The organism is Polynucleobacter sp., from assembly GCF_018500155.2.
GTDB lineage: Bacteria > Pseudomonadota > Gammaproteobacteria > Burkholderiales > Burkholderiaceae > Polynucleobacter.
Map to the genome: position 1 here is coordinate 1 of NZ_JAHBAK020000029.1, position 15,199 is coordinate 15,199.

The following is a 15,199-nucleotide window of genomic DNA, read 5'->3' on the forward strand; positions in this document are numbered from 1 at the left end:
CCATATTGAGCTCATTGCCTCGGAGAATTACACCTCCCCAGCAGTAATGGAGGCGCAGGGTTCTCAGTTGACCAATAAATATGCTGAAGGCTATCCAGGTAAACGGTACTACGGTGGCTGTGAATTTGTGGACGTTGCCGAGCAGTTGGCGATCGATCGTGTGAAGAAAATTTTCGGAGCTGAAGCGGCTAACGTACAGCCTCATTGCGGTGCATCAGCAAATCAAGCCGTATTCTTGGCTTTTTTAAAGCCCGGCGATACCTTCATGGGGATGAGTTTGGCTGAGGGTGGTCACTTAACGCACGGCATGGCATTGAATATGAGTGGTAAGTGGTTCAATCCGATTGCTTATGGTTTAGATAAGAACGAAGAAATTGACTATGAGCAGATGGAGCGATTGGCGCGCGAGCACAAACCCAAACTCATCATTGCTGGTGCATCTGCATACTCTAAGAAAATTGATTTTGAGCGCATCGGAAAACTCGCCAAAGAAGTCGGTGCTATCTTCATGGTGGATATGGCTCACTATGCTGGCCTGGTTGCGGCAGGTGTTTATCCAAATCCTGTACCGCACGCTGATATTGTGACCTCGACAACGCACAAGAGCCTGCGTGGTCCACGTGGCGGCATCATTTTGATGAAAGCCGAGCATGAGAAAGCCATTAACTCTGCAGTGTTTCCAGGCTTACAGGGTGGCCCACTGATGCATGTGATCGCTGGTAAAGCGGCTGCTTTCAAAGAAGCCCTAGAGCCTGGCTTTAAGGAGTATCAAAAACAAGTAGTAGCCAACGCTAAAGCTTTAGCAGAAACATTAATCGAGCGTGGCTTGCGCATTGTTTCTGGTGGTACAGATTCACACGTGATGTTAGTGGATTTGCGTGCGAAGAAAATGACCGGTAAAGAAGCGGAAAAAGTATTGGGTGATGCTCACATCACTTGCAATAAAAACGGTATTCCAAATGATCCAGAAAAGCCGATGGTAACTAGCGGTATTCGTTTGGGTTCACCTGCAATGACCACGCGTGGATTTAAAGAAGCTGAAGCAAGACAAGTAGGCCACTTTATTGCTGATGTTTTGGATAATCCACATGATCCTGACAATATTGCTAAGGTGCGTGCTAAGGTGGCTGAGCTCACTAAGCGCTTCCCAGTCTACGGTTAAACCATTGCTTTAAAAAAAGAGTACACAGATTGCGCTGCCCTTTTTGCCATAACGAAGATACCCAGGTACTTGATACCCGGGTGTCAGACGAAGGCGATACGATACGTCGACGTCGACGTTGTGCGAAATGTGACAAACGTTTTACTACTTACGAGCGAGTTGAATTGCTTTTGCCGGCCATTGTGAAGAAAAACGGTAGCCGTGTGGAGTACAGTCATGAGAAATTAGCGGGCTCGCTCAAACTGGCTTTACGTAAACGCCCAGTATCTTCAGACTCAGTGGATGAATCAATCGCCAGGATTGAGGAAAAATTACTGAGCCTAGGCGAAAAAGAAATTCCAAGTGAGCGCGTAGGTGAGTTAGTCATGCGTGAGCTCAAACGCTTAGATAAGGTTGCCTACATCCGCTTTGCCTCAGTCTACAGAAGTTTTGCAGACATCGAATCTTTTGAGAGCGCCTTAAAAGAGCTTAAGTAATTAAACGGTCAAGTTGTAATAGGTAATACTATTTAAAGCGATATTTCATGATGCAATAGATCGCTCTAAATCCGTCTCTCCAGCCAATTTTTTTGCCTTCATCGTAGGTGCGACCGTAATAAGAAATCCCTACTTCATAAATTCGGCAATTTAACTTTGCAATTTTTGCAGTAATTTCAGGTTCAAATCCAAAGCGATTTTCTTCAATACGAATGCTTTGAATAATTTCTCTTCTGAAAACTTTATAGCAAGTTTCCATGTCGGTAAGGTTCAGATTAGTGAACATATTTGATAGAAGGGTTAAAAACCCATTTCCGACACGATGCCAAAAGTACAGAACTCGGTGCGCATGACCACCTAAAAAGCGCGAGCCAAAAACGACATCGGCACGATTATTGAGAATCGGTTCGACCAAGAGGGGGTACTCATTGGGGTCATATTCCATATCAGCATCTTGAATAATCACTAAGTCACCAGTCGCTGCTGCGATTCCGGTACGTAAGGCTGCGCCCTTACCTTGGTTGACTTCGTGATACAGCACTTGGCTGACGCGACTTGAAGGCTCTATGTCGTTTTTGAGTTTATTGCGGGTGCCGTCTTTGGAGCAATCATCTACGATGATGATTTCCTTATTGGGATATGGTGCTGCATTTACCGCATCAATAATGGCATCAATCGTATTCACTTCGTTATAGCAAGGAATGATGATGGATAGACGCATGGTGTTACAAATGCCAGGAAAAGTTAACGTAAAGACATCATAACCCATCAGCGCTTGCCGATGGGTTATGCAAAGAGGCCAATACTGCCTCCAATGGGTAAATTACTTGAGTGCGGCAAAAATAGATGTGGTGATTTCTTCAACACTACCGGTACCGCTCACTTTACAGTAAGCAGGCGCTTTTACTTTATCGCTTGGACTTGCTTGCGCTGCCCAAGAGGAGTAATACTCCACCAAGGGTCTCGTTTGGTCATCGTAGACCTGTAATCGTTTACGAACAGTTTCTTCTTTATCGTCATCACGCTGAATTAATGGATCGCCAGTGACATCATCTTTACCTTCCACTTTAGGTGGGTTGAATTTGATGTGATAAGTGCGACCTGAGGCGGGATGAACGCGACGACCACCCATGCGATCAATAATCGCATCAAACGGTACATCAATTTCTAAAACATAATCAATTGGCACACCAGCATCTTTCATGGCTTGTGCTTGAGGAATCGTTCTTGGAAAGCCGTCGAATAAATAACCTTTGCTGCAATCAGGTTGAGTTAAACGATCTTTCACAAGACCAATAATGATGTCATCGGATACAAGGCCACCTGCATCCATGATTTTTTTGGCTGCAACACCTAGCTCTGTTCCTGCTTTCACTGCGGCACGCAACATATCTCCAGTAGAGATTTGTGGAATACCAAATTTTTCGCAAATGAATTGAGCTTGTGTGCCTTTACCAGCACCTGGAGCACCCAGCAGAATTAATCGCATTATTTTCCCCTTAGAAGACCTGACATTGTCGTGTATTTTGGTTGCAAGCTAGCTGCATTCTTCCTAGGATTATCCCCAAGAAGCCTAGCTGTTATGGATTTATGAAGGTTTGGCGTACCCGTTCAAGGTCCTCAAGGGTATCTACGCCCGCTGGAGGTGCATTTAAAGTGGTGTGCACAGCGATTCGGTAGCCATTCCAGAGGGCGCGTAATTGCTCGAGCGCTTCAGCTTGTTCTGGCGGTGCTGGCTCAAGGCGCGTATAAGCCTGCAAGAAGTCTGTGCGATAGGCATAGATCCCCAGATGCCGCAGGTGAGTGACGTTGTTGGTTTGACTTGCATCACGCACAAAAGGAATGGGCGCACGTGAAAAATAGAGCGCTTCGTTAGTGCGATTGAGAACCACCTTAACGATATTAGGATTGGTGATATCAGTTGAATGGGTAATGGGGGTAGCAATTGTTGAAATTGCGCAATGAGGGTTGTTCGCTAATGTTTGAGCAACTTCATTAATTAACTCAGGAGGAATCAGTGGCTCATCTCCCTGTACATTCACAATCAATGCGCTATCTGGCAATTTTAATAATTGTGCGACCTCAGCAATCCGATCTGTACCCGTAGGATGATCAGCGCTGGTGAGTAAACATTCAATGCGATGTTCATCGCACACTGCTTGTATTTCAGAAGAATCTGTAGCGACTACAACGCCTTGCGCTTTGGATTGCAGTGCGCGTTCAGCAACGCGAATGACCATCGGTTTGCCAGCAATATCAGCTAGCGGTTTTCTGGGAAGGCGGGTGGATCCAAGTCTGGCAGGGATAACGACTAAAAAATCAGACACGTTAGAAGAAGTAGTCATTAATAGATAAAACTACACTTCATCCGCAGAGAGACTACGTGCTTCATCTACTAACATGACCGGAATATCTTCGCGTATCGGGTAGGCTAGGCGATCTGCTTTGCAAATCAATTCTTTTTTGTCCGCGTCTAAATGCAAAGGACTTTTGCATAAAGGGCATACCAAAATTTCGAGTAAGCGTTTGTCCATAATCTTCTTAGATGCGCAAAATGGTGTTATCTAGTTACAAAGTGTAACGGTTTGGATCGGGTCTTTGCAGAATACTTTGTAGCCACTCTGCTAGATCATCTGGAATATGCAATGTCATTGGCACCACCCAAATGCGTTCATCTTGGATGTGAGTGCATTTGACGGCATCTTTTTCGGTGATCAGAATGCATTCCGCTTTTATTTTTGAAAAAAACTCAGGGGTGTAGGTGGCATGGTCAGGCAAAGGTATGCATTTGCTAGCGATGCCTTGTTTGCGTAAATCGTCAAAAAATCCTTGTGGATTACCCAGAGCAGCAACCGCCACGATTTTATTTGGCAGATAGGCCTGTGCAATCTCATCCAGTGTTTTAGTATTTTCTCGGTGGTGGAGTTGATATGGGGTATTGAGATGGACTTTTAAGGCAAAAGCCCTGCGACCTTGAAAATAATCGCCTAAGTCACCAGCACTTCTTGGAGGCCTTGAGTTGCCAGTAAATAAGGTGGCATCTCGTTCCCGGTTTGCTGGTTCGCGCAATGGTCCGGCAGGAAGCAAGAAGCGATTGCCTTCCCCCCGTGCGTCGCGCACGACAAACTCTACGTCTCTTCCGCCTTCCCTGGCAGGCCAGCGGACTAAACCGTGATGTTGAAGGCCATCATCACTAATGATGACATTGACATCCGGAGAGTGCTTGAGTAACTGCGCAATGCTGGCGCTACGTTTTGGAAATACCCAAATGGGAAAGTGATTATCTGTGCGATGAGCGATGAGAACAGCTTCATCGCCAACGAGATCCGGATTGGAGCTTGCAAACACTTGCGTGGGTTGTGTGAGCGGATGTGATCCATAACCTCTGCTGATGATCCCCGGTTTCCAACCCATTTGATTTAAGCGCTGCGCTAATGCAATCACAATGGGTGTTTTGCCAGTTCCTCCCACACGAATATTGCCCACAATAATGACAGGTACTGGCGAGTATTTTTGTTTGACAAAGTCTAAGTCACTAAGCAGTTTGCGTAGCCGAAGAAGTAATCCATAAATCCAAGAGAGTGGCCACAAAAGAAGACTCGTTGGTCCGCGTCTTTCCCAGAACTGAGGCGCTTTACGAAAGAATGACTTCATCGCTTTATCGCAAATTCTTAGTTTGACTGCTAAAGACAATATTGGTCAGATTCGCATCGCGTGCTGCTTCTAATGCGCTCATAACCGATTGGTGGGGCGCTTTCGCATCAGCATCAATATTGACCTGAATGCTGTTGCTCCCATTACTGCTATTCGTAGGATTGCCCCATTGCCCTAGTGTGGAAACTAGTTGCGAACGATCAACCACTTTGCCATTGACGGCAAAGCGTCCATCACGACTAACCGCAATATGAATTTGTTTTGCTTCTGTTTGGGCTTCACTACCATTGGCCGTAGGCAAGGTAATCGCGAGCTCTTGAAAGCGTGTAAAGGTAGTAGAGATCATTAAGAAAATCAAAATGACCAACAACACATCAATAAACGGAATGAGATTGATTTCAGGTTCGCTAGAACTTGCAACAGTTCCTAATGAAAAACGTTTACGTGAGTTGGTATGAATCCAGTTCATCGCATTCTCAAGAATTGACTGAGTAGGATGGATACAGTTTCTTAAACAGCTGGCGCGTGAACTCTTCACACTCTCGTTGACGTTGATTTGCCATTGCTCGTAATCCTCTCCATGCAGCAAGCGCAGGGATTGCGATGAGTAAACCAAAAGCAGTGTTGTATAACGCCACTGAAATTCCGTGAGCCAGTTGTTGAGGGCTACCTGCACTGCCGCTAATGGCGCCTTGGCTTCCAAATATTTCAATCATGCCAACCACCGTGCCAAATAATCCTAAGAGAGGGGCAATTGTGGCAATCGTGGCGAGGATGCCTAAATACCGCTCGAGTTTGAGCCAAACACTTTGGGCAGTGACTTGTAATTCTTCCAGTGCCATCTCGGGATTTGCCCCTTGTGATTTTTCTTTCAGCAAGCTGGTAAAAAGGGCCCCAGCAGGCGAGCTTTGTTTGAGGGTGGTAAGTTCTTCATCCGTCAGAGATTTGCCTTGAGAAAGGCTATTGGCCATGCTGTAGGCTGATTCCAAGCAGTTGCTGGGAAATATTTGGGTTTTGCGCAAATACCAGGCTCGCTCTATGACGATAGCTAGCCCCACGACAGAAATGATCAATAAAGGCCAGATTGGCCAACCGGCAGACAGTAAGATGGAGTACATAAGCTCAGTACTTTAGCTGAATTAAAAAACGGTATTCTGAAAGCGAACCTGTGGATAACTCTGTGTGTAACTTTTATCTAGGGCGCTTGTAAGTCATTGATTGATCGTTCTACTAGGGTATTTGGGTGATTTTTCATGAAAATGGAGTTCAATAATTACTCATATAAATCAATGACTTATATTCATGGTGTTGGTTTTATGAGACGTTTAGGGTCAGTATTTACTTACTTACTTATCCAGGTGCGTCAATAAACCCAGCGCTGTGGATATTTTGAGAGAGTTTAGGGGCGCTAAGCCATATGTTTGTGGGAATGTAGAGAAAAAATGTCGGAAATATCAAGGCAAATCCTCACTGTTGGTGATCTCAACCGTGCCATTGCAAGCTCCTTGGAGGAGCAATTCGATACTGTTTGGGTTAGCGGGGAGATTTCGAACTTTAAGGCTTACGACAGTGGCCACTGGTATTTCTCATTAAAGGACGAAGAGGGTCAGATTCGCTGCGTGATGTTTCGGGGCAGAAATGGCCAAGTGGGTTTTATGCCTCAGTCGGGTGACTTGGTTGAGGTAAGCGCTAACTTAGGTATGTATGTTCCTAGAGGTGATATTCAGCTCACGATTCAAACATTGCGTCGTGCTGGCATGGGTGGTTTGTATGAAGCATTTTTAAAACTCAAAGCCAAGCTCGCTAAAGAAGGATTGTTTGATGCAGATCGTAAGCGCGAGATACCGAGTCACCCAAGATCCATTGGCATCATTACTTCACCACAAGCTGCTGCATTAAAAGATGTGCTCAGTACATTAGCGCGCAGAGCGCCGCATATTCCGATAGTGATTTACCCAACATTAGTGCAGGGACCAGATGCTCCTGCTGGAATAATTTCTGCATTACATGCAGCAGAAAAAGAAAATGCAGTCGATGTGATTTTGTTAGTGCGCGGTGGTGGAAGCATTGAGGATTTGTGGGCTTTTAATGATGAGCAGTTAGCGTACGCTATTGCTCAATCCAACATTCCTGTCGTCAGTGGAGTCGGTCATGAAACCGATGTCACGATTGCAGACTTTGTTGCCGATCTGCGAGCGCCCACCCCAACGGGAGCGGCTGAGCTGGCTGCGCCACGGCGCGACCAGTTGCTACAAGAGCTTGATGCGATACAGCAAGCAATGCTCGGCCGAGTACGCCAGCGTGTAGAGCGTGAAGCGCAAACTTTAGATCAGTTAGCATTGCGACTCTCGCATGCATTGCCCAATCCTGATCGGATGCGTGAGCAAATTACGAGTTGGCAACAACGATTGCAACAGGCATGGTCTGTTCGAGTGCAATCGTGGAAACAGAATCAAGAGCATTTTCAAGCGCAGTTAGAGATGCTCAATCCGCAACGCACACTGGAGCGTGGCTATGCAGTAGTGTTGAACATCGCTCATGGAGTGCATGCAGTGCGCGATCCTAGTGAGCTGCAGTCAGGGCCAGAATACGAAATTCGTTTAGCAAAGGGCGCGGCTGTGGTGAAACTTGAAGATGTAAAACAAAACCCCTAAAGAATATTGGGCTCAATCTCTAGAGTTACTCCAAAACGTTCTTGAACGCTGTCTTGAATCAATTTTGCTAAAGCCAGTATGTCTGCGGCTGTACCGTGTCCGTGATTCACAATCACAAGCGCCTGTTTTTCATAAACACCTACTTCGCCCAGTCGATGTCCTTTAAGACCGCATTGATCAATTAACCAGCCAGCGGCCAATTTACGATGTCCAGCTTTATCTGGGTAGGAAACGAGATTGGGGTGTGTTGATAGCAGGGATTGGTATTGCTGATTACTCACTAATGGGTTTTGAAAGAAGCTGCCGGCATTACCAATGACTTGGGGGTTGGGCAATTTTTTGGTGCGGATATCGCATACGGCAGCAAAGATGTCTTTAGCAGTAGTTAAATTGGCCGACATTGCTTGAAGGTCAGCGTAATGCAAACGCGCTTGCCATGCTTTGGGTAACTTAAATACAACTTGCGTCACGATGAAGCGCCCAGGTTGACGCTTGAAGATGCTGTCACGATAGGCAAACTCACATGCAGCATTGGTGAGTGTGACGAATTGATTGCTAGTGGTATCAAACGCAATGATGCGATCAATGTATTGCGCAACCTCAACTCCGTATGCGCCAATGTTTTGAATGGGCGCTGCCCCAACCGTTCCGGGGATGAGCGCCAGGTTTTCTAGGCCTGGTAACTGTTGATCGAGTGTCCATTGCACAAACGCATGCCAATTCACACCAGCACCAACTTCGAGGTAGGTGGATTCAGAATCCTCATGAGTGACTTTTTCCCCATCGATATTCATGAGCAAGGTTGCTCCAGATAACACTGGCGGAAGAATGACATTGCTGCCGCCACCCAGAACTCGCCAGGGCCATTGATTTTGAGTAATCTCCTGCATAAGTGGGGGAATTTGCTCAGCCGCCGTAATTTCGTAGGCGCGCTCAGCTATTCCTGCAATCCCAAATGTATTACGTAATTGCAACCCAAGATTGAGGCTCAATTTTGGTGACAGGGGCGCATTTTTTGCACAGTTCATGCCACAATCTTATTCGTCTTCGGTTTTCTGGGAGAAAATTCTAGAAAATCTCACGCTAATGTAGTCGCTAGCGACAAGCTGGCGGCAATAAAAGGAGTTGATATGCCCTCATTTGATACTGTTTGCGAACCCGATATGGTGGAGCTCAAAAATGCCATTGAGCAGGCGAATAAAGAAATTAGCAATCGCTTTGACTTCAAGGGGTCTGATAGTCGTGTAGAGCAAAAAGATGAAGCCCTCATTTTGTTTGGCGATGATGATTTCAAATTAGGTCAAGTGCGCGATGTGTTAGTCAATAAGATGGCCAAGCGCAATGTCGATGTGCGCTATCTCAAAGATGAGAAAACAGAGACCATTGGTGGCGACAAGCGTAAGCAGACCATGAAGATCCAAAAAGGAATTACTTCTGATTTGGCAAAGAAAGTGGTACGCATCATTAAAGACAGTAAGCTCAAAGTGCAAGCCAGCATTCAGGGTGATGCCGTGCGTGTGACAGGTGCAAAACGGGATGATCTGCAAGCAACGATGGCGTTATTAAAAAAAGAAGTGACTGAGGCGCCATTAGGCTTTAATAATTTCCGTGACTAGTAACACCAAGGCAGTTTCTGCTGCCAACCAAGAGGCAATCGAACGTTTTTGCGATGCTTGTTGGCTAGAGGATGGTCTAGCAAAAAATAGCCTCGCGGCATATCGGCGTGACCTCTTGTTGTTGGCGCAGTGGCTGCAGAGTCAATCTGGCGCTAATTTATATGGCGTTACAGAGAAGGATCTCACTGCATATTTTGCGTATCGCCGTGCAGACAAGGCAACTACTGCCAATCGACGCCTTACTGTATTTAAACGTTTTTATCGCCATGCCTTGCGTATGAATCTCGTTAAAGCAGACCCCTGCATTGGTTTGCGCGCTGCAAAGCAAGCGATGCGTTTTCCTAAGACATTAAGTGAAGATCAAGTTGCTGCATTACTCAATGCGCCTGATGTGGATACTCCCTTAGGATTGCGCGATCGCACGATGTTGGAGTTGATGTATGCCAGTGGCTTGCGCGTCTCAGAAATTGTTTCCCTTAAAACGGTGGCGCTAGGCATGAACGAAGGTGTAGTGCGTATTGTGAATGGTAAAGGCGGTAAAGAACGACTGGTGCCTTTTGGTGGAGAAGCGGGACAATGGTTACGTCGTTACTTAACAGAAGCACGCGCAATCTTGTTAGAGGGTAAAAGTTCGGATGCAGTCTTTGTCGGTCGCCACACTGGCACTGAGCTCACGCGACAAGCATTTTGGGCTTTGATTAAACGTTACGCTACCGTCGCCAATATTCCTGTTGCGCTTTCTCCTCACACCTTGCGTCATGCTTTTGCAACCCATTTACTCAATCATGGTGCGGATCTTAGGGTGGTCCAGTTACTCTTAGGGCATGCTGATATCTCCACGACACAGATATATACCCATATTGCCCGCGAGCGACTCAAATCGATACACCAACAGCACCATCCTCGAGGTAGCTAAGAAGAAGTGTTTAAGATAGCGTTATGAACCAAAATCTTGCCATTCTATTGATTCCAGTTGCTTATTTGATTGGGTCGATCTCGTTTGCAGTAGTTGTTAGTAAATGCATGCAACTGCCAGATCCACACTCTTATGGTTCGGGTAATCCTGGTGCTACCAATGTTTTGCGTACGGGCAATAAATTAGCTGCAGTGTTGACGCTATTAGGAGATGCATTAAAAGGTTTTATTGCGGTCATGTTGGCGCGCATATTGCTAGGCGATGAATCTCTCTCCTCCACATTGGGATCATGGGTCTTATGTGGTGTGGTGATCGCAGTATTTTTGGGACACCTGTTTCCGATCTTTCATGGCTTTAAGGGAGGCAAGGGGGTTGCGACTGCCTGCGGAATTTTGTTTGGTATTAACTGGGTATTGGGCATTGCTACCTTGGGTACCTGGGTGATTGTGGCCACCTTTATGCGCTATTCATCATTAGCTGCATTGTCCGCAGCTATTTTTGGTCCTATCTATTTTGTATTTCTGTTTGGCTTGCAGCCTATGGGAGTTGCCTTGCTCGTTGTTAGCTTGCTGCTCATTTGGCGTCACAAGAGCAATATTCAAAACTTGCTCAATGGCACGGAATCACGAATTGGCTCAAAGAGTAAATCCTAAAGTCATACACAGCGCTAATTAAAAACACACATAAAGCAGATTTCCCAAAAATACTGAATAATGTCTGCTAAACACAGCAAATTATTGAGGAGACATTGAAAATGACGATCGCCTATTTTTGTGTCTTGATTATGGGGCTGTTGCCTTATGTTGCTACGGGAATAGCTAAAAAAGGGTTTAAGGATTACGACAACTCTCAGCCCCGTGAGTGGTTAGCAAAGCAAACTGGATTTCGGGCGCGCGCACTTGCGGCACAGAATAATTTATTTGAGTCGCTTCCTTTCTTTTTTGCAGCAGTCATCATTTCCTCTATTGCACACGCTCCACAAGATCGCATAGATACTTTAGCCATGGGATTTGTGCTCTCTCGCATCGCTTACCTCATTTGCTATGTAGCGAATTGGCCTACAACACGATCCATTGTGTGGTTATTTGGCATGATCTGTGTAGTAGCCCTGTTCTTTCAAATTTAGTACATTAAAAATTCAATACAAATATATCGAGACAAAGAATGCCCATTCAAAAAGTGCCTAATCAAAGAGTGCCTATTAAGCAGACCGCAACCAAGCAGACGGCGAAAAGTTCCATAGCAACCAAGAAAACTACCGTAAAGACGGGGACTTCGAAATCAGCATCTAAGAAAAATACAGATGGTGTGCCGCTCTCAGTAGTCATTCGCAAGCGAATTCAGGCGCAAAAAGCACGCTTTCATGCGAACGACAACATTGCTGCATTTTTAGAGCCAGGTGACATTGAAGGCTTGGTCGACGAGGTGGCAGAGAAAATGCAAGCCGTTCTCGAGAGTCTCGTGATTGATACGCAAAGTGATCACAACACAAAAAACACAAGCCGCCGTGTTGCCAAGATGTATGTGCAAGAGGTGTTTAGTGGACGTTATCAAGCACAACCCACATTAACAAAGTTTCCCAATGTGAGTCATCTAAATGAACTCATGATCATTGGACCGATTACCGTACGTAGCGCTTGTTCACATCATCTGTGTCCGATTATGGGGCGCGTTTGGATTGGTGTCTTGCCTAGCAAAAACTCAGCGCTGATTGGTTTGTCTAAGTACTCACGTTTAACGGAGTGGGTCATGTGCCGTCCGCAGATTCAGGAAGAGGCCGTGGTGGAGTTGGCAGACATGCTTGAGAAGAAGATTAAGCCGGTTGGGGTGGCCGTTGTTATGGATGCAGATCACTTCTGTATGCAGTGGCGGGGCGTAAAAGATCGGGACTCCAAGATGATCAATAGCGTCATGCGTGGTGCTTTTCTGCGGGATTCGAACCTCAGGCGGGAGTTCTTGGCGCTGATTGAGCGAAAATAGCGTAATGAAGAGATTTTCAGCGCGATCACCCCTTTTACTTTTATTGCTATCAGCCACATTGCTCTGGGGCTGTTCTTTGTTTGGCCCGCCATTCCCAGAGACAACAAAGTTCAAAAGTTCAAAAGTTGAAAATCCCTTTTTCAGTATTCCAGCGGAAAACCTCAAAGATTATCAAAAGCGAACTTGGATTCTGTTAGCAGAATCGAAAACGAAAAATTGGCTGTACGATCCTTATTCTATTTATGAAGATCAAGAGGGTATCGTGAGCTTTGATGTATTTTTAGTAGAGCGCGCCTATCAGGATCGACTGCAGCCATTTAATGCCACCAGCGTGGGCCCTTTCCGCCAAAAAATCGATTGCTTTAGTAACTATCAATGGTCTGAAATTTTCTATGCAGAAAATTTGCCCAATCAAGAGACCTACGTAAATCCATTAAAACCCACTCAAGAATGGGGTTGGATCAAAATCAAACCGAAGACATCGATGGCATATGTTCGCTCTCGGATTTGCGGCCGTAAGTTTATCGATGATCGCAATGTAAATTATTTTCTCTTTCAGCAAGGAAGTATGCCCTTTGTGCGAGAGAAGGAGCCGCCACCAAAGCCCGCTACTCCGAACCCGCTGACTAAAAAGGAACCCGATTTATCCGGACCTTGGATTGCGCAATACAGGGTTGAGCCTCCGCCAACTGATCCCAGTATCGTGGAGATCCCGCTAAAACCGGGTCCGAATACACCTTTCTTTTTTGATGTGGTGAATAACGAGGTCTTAGTGATCGATGCAAAAAAAGACATTCGTCAAATGAAGCTAATTTCTTACAACATGGATCGTGACTTTTCTAAGCGCGATGAGTTTGTATTTCAGGCGAATTGCCAAGCAAGAGCTTATAGCCTCTTAAGTGCTGGTAAGGTTGCAAAAGTTGAGAGCCTGAGTGATGTGAAAAATGATTTTGCAAATGTCGCATTTAATCGGGCCTGCGGTGATCATGGCGCATATATGCGCATTGTTAATAATTCGAAAAAGTAAGATGAGTCAGCAAGCACACATTCAATCAAGTTTAAAAAGTATTGCCATTAGTTGCATGAGCTTGCTGGCGATGGCGTGCACAACTTTTCCCTCCGAGAATACAGATCCAGCTAAAAATAATAAAGTCAGTTATCAAAAAGACCTAAATGAGTGCAAGGAAGATCATCCCGAATCAAGTGCTGGTCTACATTACAAGCGTTGGATCGATTGCATGAATCTCAAAGGTTGGAAGTAAGAACTGCTTGAGAACTATTCTCAATAAAAAATCCTTGAAAATCAAAGTGTTAACTCGTATCTAGTAGAGAGATCTTTCCTCAACTATGATTGCAGCTAGCATTAATTTGAAGTCATTTCATCCCTTTTCATCTTGGAGTTTTTATGAAAAATAGTCGTCGTCAATTCATGATTTTGTCTGCTGCTGGTGCCTGTACATTGGCCTTGAACGGTAAAGTTCAAGCACAAGCCATGGTTGCAGAAACTGATCCACAAGCTGCGGCTTTGGGCTACAAAGCTGATGCAAGCAAAGTAGATAAAGCAAAGTTTCCTAAGTACGCTGCTGGTCAGAAATGCGATAACTGCGCACTCTATCAAGGTAAGCCTGGTTCTGCTGCCGGTGGTTGCTCTTTGTTTGCTGGTAAGCAAGTTGCTGGTCCTGGCTGGTGCTCTGCCTATGCTAAGAAAGCATAATTAAGCTAGTTCAACTAAAAGCTTTAAAAGTAGTACAGAGTCATGAGACGCCACCTAAGGGTGGCGTTTTGTTTACAAGAAAGATCATATAGCCCCGCATCATGAAAATTAAACATTCAGACAATCTAGCGTCAACTTGGTTCCATTATTTTGGCCAAGACCAAGCATTGGTAGCATGGCCCGAGCGATTTAGATCTGTACTGGGGGCTTTGATAGGTCTAGGTGTCACTGTGATGATGGGCAAGTGGCTGGGCGAATGGGTAGGCATCAATGAATGGCTCATGGCTTCATTGGGTGCGAGCGCGCTACTCATATTTGTACTACCTTCCAGCCCAATGGCGCAGCCCTGGGCGGTCATTGCCGGAAATGTTGTTTCAGCGCTTGTGGGAATTACATGTGCTACGTTCATAGATAATATTTTGTTTGCGTTGCCAATAGCAGCTTCACTAGCCATCATGGCGATGTTTATATTGCGTTGTTTGCATCCTCCTGCAGCTGCTGTAGCTCTGATAGCTATACTCGGACATGTCACCATTTATCGCTATGCCTTTTTTCCGGTTATGCTCGATTCGATAGTGCTGTGTTTGGTAGCGGCTTTTTATAACACGTTCACCGGAAAAGTCTATCCAACTAGACCGCCAAAAATAGCAATGAAAGATAAGAATGCGCAGCTAAGCCGCGCTCAAGCAGAGGCAAAACTAGATGCTGTATTAGCGGAATACCAAGAGGTGATGGATGTAGATCGCGCGGAATTAATTCAGATTATTCAGGCAGTTCACGACACGGATAAGGCGAAGTAAAAAATGGACATAACTGGGGTGGTAGGTTTGCGCTACCCCAGTTCGAATGTTGAATATTGGTTGTTAGCGTTTTTGTGCTGCAATTGACTTCATGCAGTCCTTAATGCTGTAGTTGTAATACTTTCCAGTATTCTCTTTTTTGACGGATTGAGCGCATTCAGTAACTGAATTGCGAAGATCTATTTTTGTCATAAATACTCCTTTCAATCTGTCTCTTATACACATCT

General features: G+C 45.4%; 20 protein-coding genes. 11 read left to right on the forward strand and 9 right to left on the reverse strand.

What is annotated here, in order from left to right:
* Positions 1-1,162: serine hydroxymethyltransferase (gene glyA / locus KIH43_RS03810; protein WP_297717901.1), on the forward strand; the 1,162-nt coding region annotated here is incomplete at its 5' end.
* Between the two features lie 29 nt (positions 1,163-1,191).
* Complete coding sequence (gene nrdR / locus KIH43_RS03815) at positions 1,192-1,638, forward strand: transcriptional regulator NrdR (protein WP_296969946.1); 447 nt, start codon at positions 1,192-1,194, stop codon at positions 1,636-1,638.
* Between the two features lie 28 nt (positions 1,639-1,666).
* On the opposite strand, the gene KIH43_RS03820 is transcribed toward nrdR, so the two are convergent.
* From KIH43_RS03820 to KIH43_RS03850, 7 genes are all read right to left on the reverse strand, one after another.
* Entirely contained in the window at positions 1,667-2,407 is a 741-nt protein-coding gene (locus KIH43_RS03820; RefSeq protein ID WP_297717904.1) for a glycosyltransferase family 2 protein, read from the reverse strand.
* 54 nt (positions 2,408-2,461) lie between these two features.
* Entirely contained in the window at positions 2,462-3,127 is a 666-nt protein-coding gene (adk, locus tag KIH43_RS03825) for an adenylate kinase (protein ID WP_297717907.1), read from the reverse strand.
* Positions 3,128-3,218: 91 nt separating this feature from the next.
* Positions 3,219-3,983 carry a 3-deoxy-manno-octulosonate cytidylyltransferase gene (gene kdsB, locus KIH43_RS03830; protein WP_297717910.1) on the reverse strand — a complete coding sequence of 255 codons (765 nt, stop codon included), beginning with the start codon at positions 3,981-3,983 and terminating at the stop codon, positions 3,219-3,221.
* 12 nt (positions 3,984-3,995) lie between these two features.
* The gene (locus KIH43_RS03835) at positions 3,996-4,172 is read right to left on the reverse strand and encodes a Trm112 family protein (RefSeq protein ID WP_297717913.1); all 177 of its coding nucleotides are present in this window, start codon (positions 4,170-4,172) and stop codon (positions 3,996-3,998) included.
* Between the two features lie 34 nt (positions 4,173-4,206).
* Entirely contained in the window at positions 4,207-5,292 is a 1,086-nt protein-coding gene (lpxK, locus tag KIH43_RS03840; protein WP_297717916.1) for a tetraacyldisaccharide 4'-kinase, read from the reverse strand.
* A 4-nt stretch (positions 5,293-5,296) separates the two neighbouring features.
* Entirely contained in the window at positions 5,297-5,761 is a 465-nt protein-coding gene (locus tag KIH43_RS03845) for a biopolymer transporter ExbD (RefSeq protein WP_297717918.1), read from the reverse strand.
* Positions 5,762-5,768: 7 nt separating this feature from the next.
* Positions 5,769-6,410, reverse strand: a complete 642-nt coding sequence (locus KIH43_RS03850) for a MotA/TolQ/ExbB proton channel family protein (protein WP_297717922.1) — start codon at positions 6,408-6,410, stop codon at positions 5,769-5,771.
* Positions 6,411-6,734: 324 nt separating this feature from the next.
* Between KIH43_RS03850 and xseA the strand changes: the two genes are divergently transcribed.
* Positions 6,735-7,946 carry an exodeoxyribonuclease VII large subunit gene (gene xseA, locus KIH43_RS03855; RefSeq protein ID WP_297717925.1) on the forward strand — a complete coding sequence of 404 codons (1,212 nt, stop codon included), beginning with the start codon at positions 6,735-6,737 and terminating at the stop codon, positions 7,944-7,946.
* Here xseA and murB read toward each other — a convergent pair.
* Positions 7,943-8,974, reverse strand: coding sequence for a UDP-N-acetylmuramate dehydrogenase (gene murB, locus KIH43_RS03860; protein ID WP_297717927.1), 1,032 nt, complete (start codon positions 8,972-8,974; stop codon positions 7,943-7,945). The genes xseA and murB overlap by 4 nt on opposite strands.
* A gap of 102 nt (positions 8,975-9,076) precedes the next feature.
* On the opposite strand from murB, the gene KIH43_RS03865 reads away from it, so the two are divergent.
* The 8 genes from KIH43_RS03865 (at position 9,077) to KIH43_RS03900 (ending at position 14,972) form a co-directional block, all read left to right on the forward strand.
* The gene (locus KIH43_RS03865) at positions 9,077-9,562 is read left to right on the forward strand and encodes a YajQ family cyclic di-GMP-binding protein (protein ID WP_296969923.1); all 486 of its coding nucleotides are present in this window, start codon (positions 9,077-9,079) and stop codon (positions 9,560-9,562) included.
* Positions 9,555-10,478, forward strand: coding sequence for a site-specific tyrosine recombinase XerD (xerD, locus tag KIH43_RS03870; RefSeq protein WP_297717930.1), 924 nt, complete (start codon positions 9,555-9,557; stop codon positions 10,476-10,478). The genes KIH43_RS03865 and xerD overlap by 8 nt, the downstream gene beginning before the upstream one ends.
* A 23-nt stretch (positions 10,479-10,501) precedes the next feature.
* Positions 10,502-11,131, forward strand: coding sequence for a glycerol-3-phosphate 1-O-acyltransferase PlsY (plsY, locus tag KIH43_RS03875; RefSeq protein WP_297717932.1), 630 nt, complete (start codon positions 10,502-10,504; stop codon positions 11,129-11,131).
* Between the two features lie 101 nt (positions 11,132-11,232).
* Entirely contained in the window at positions 11,233-11,604 is a 372-nt protein-coding gene (locus tag KIH43_RS03880; RefSeq protein ID WP_297717935.1) for an MAPEG family protein, read from the forward strand.
* A gap of 38 nt (positions 11,605-11,642) precedes the next feature.
* Positions 11,643-12,458 carry a GTP cyclohydrolase I gene (gene folE, locus KIH43_RS03885; RefSeq protein WP_297717938.1) on the forward strand — a complete coding sequence of 272 codons (816 nt, stop codon included), beginning with the start codon at positions 11,643-11,645 and terminating at the stop codon, positions 12,456-12,458.
* Between the two features lie 4 nt (positions 12,459-12,462).
* The gene (locus KIH43_RS03890) at positions 12,463-13,485 is read left to right on the forward strand and encodes a hypothetical protein (RefSeq protein WP_297717941.1); all 1,023 of its coding nucleotides are present in this window, start codon (positions 12,463-12,465) and stop codon (positions 13,483-13,485) included.
* 378 nt (positions 13,486-13,863) lie between these two features.
* Positions 13,864-14,172: a high-potential iron-sulfur protein gene (locus KIH43_RS03895; RefSeq protein WP_068320557.1), complete on the forward strand. Its 309-nt coding sequence runs from the start codon at positions 13,864-13,866 to the stop codon at positions 14,170-14,172.
* A 101-nt stretch (positions 14,173-14,273) separates the two neighbouring features.
* Positions 14,274-14,972 (forward strand): HPP family protein, encoded by a 699-nt coding sequence (locus KIH43_RS03900; protein WP_297717948.1) that lies wholly within the window; start codon positions 14,274-14,276, stop codon positions 14,970-14,972.
* Positions 14,973-15,035: 63 nt separating this feature from the next.
* Here KIH43_RS03900 and KIH43_RS03905 read toward each other — a convergent pair whose 3' ends face one another.
* On the reverse strand, positions 15,036-15,164 hold the full coding sequence (locus tag KIH43_RS03905) for a hypothetical protein (RefSeq protein WP_297717950.1): 129 nt from the start codon (positions 15,162-15,164) through the stop codon (positions 15,036-15,038).
* Between the last annotated feature and the right edge of the window lie 35 nt (positions 15,165-15,199).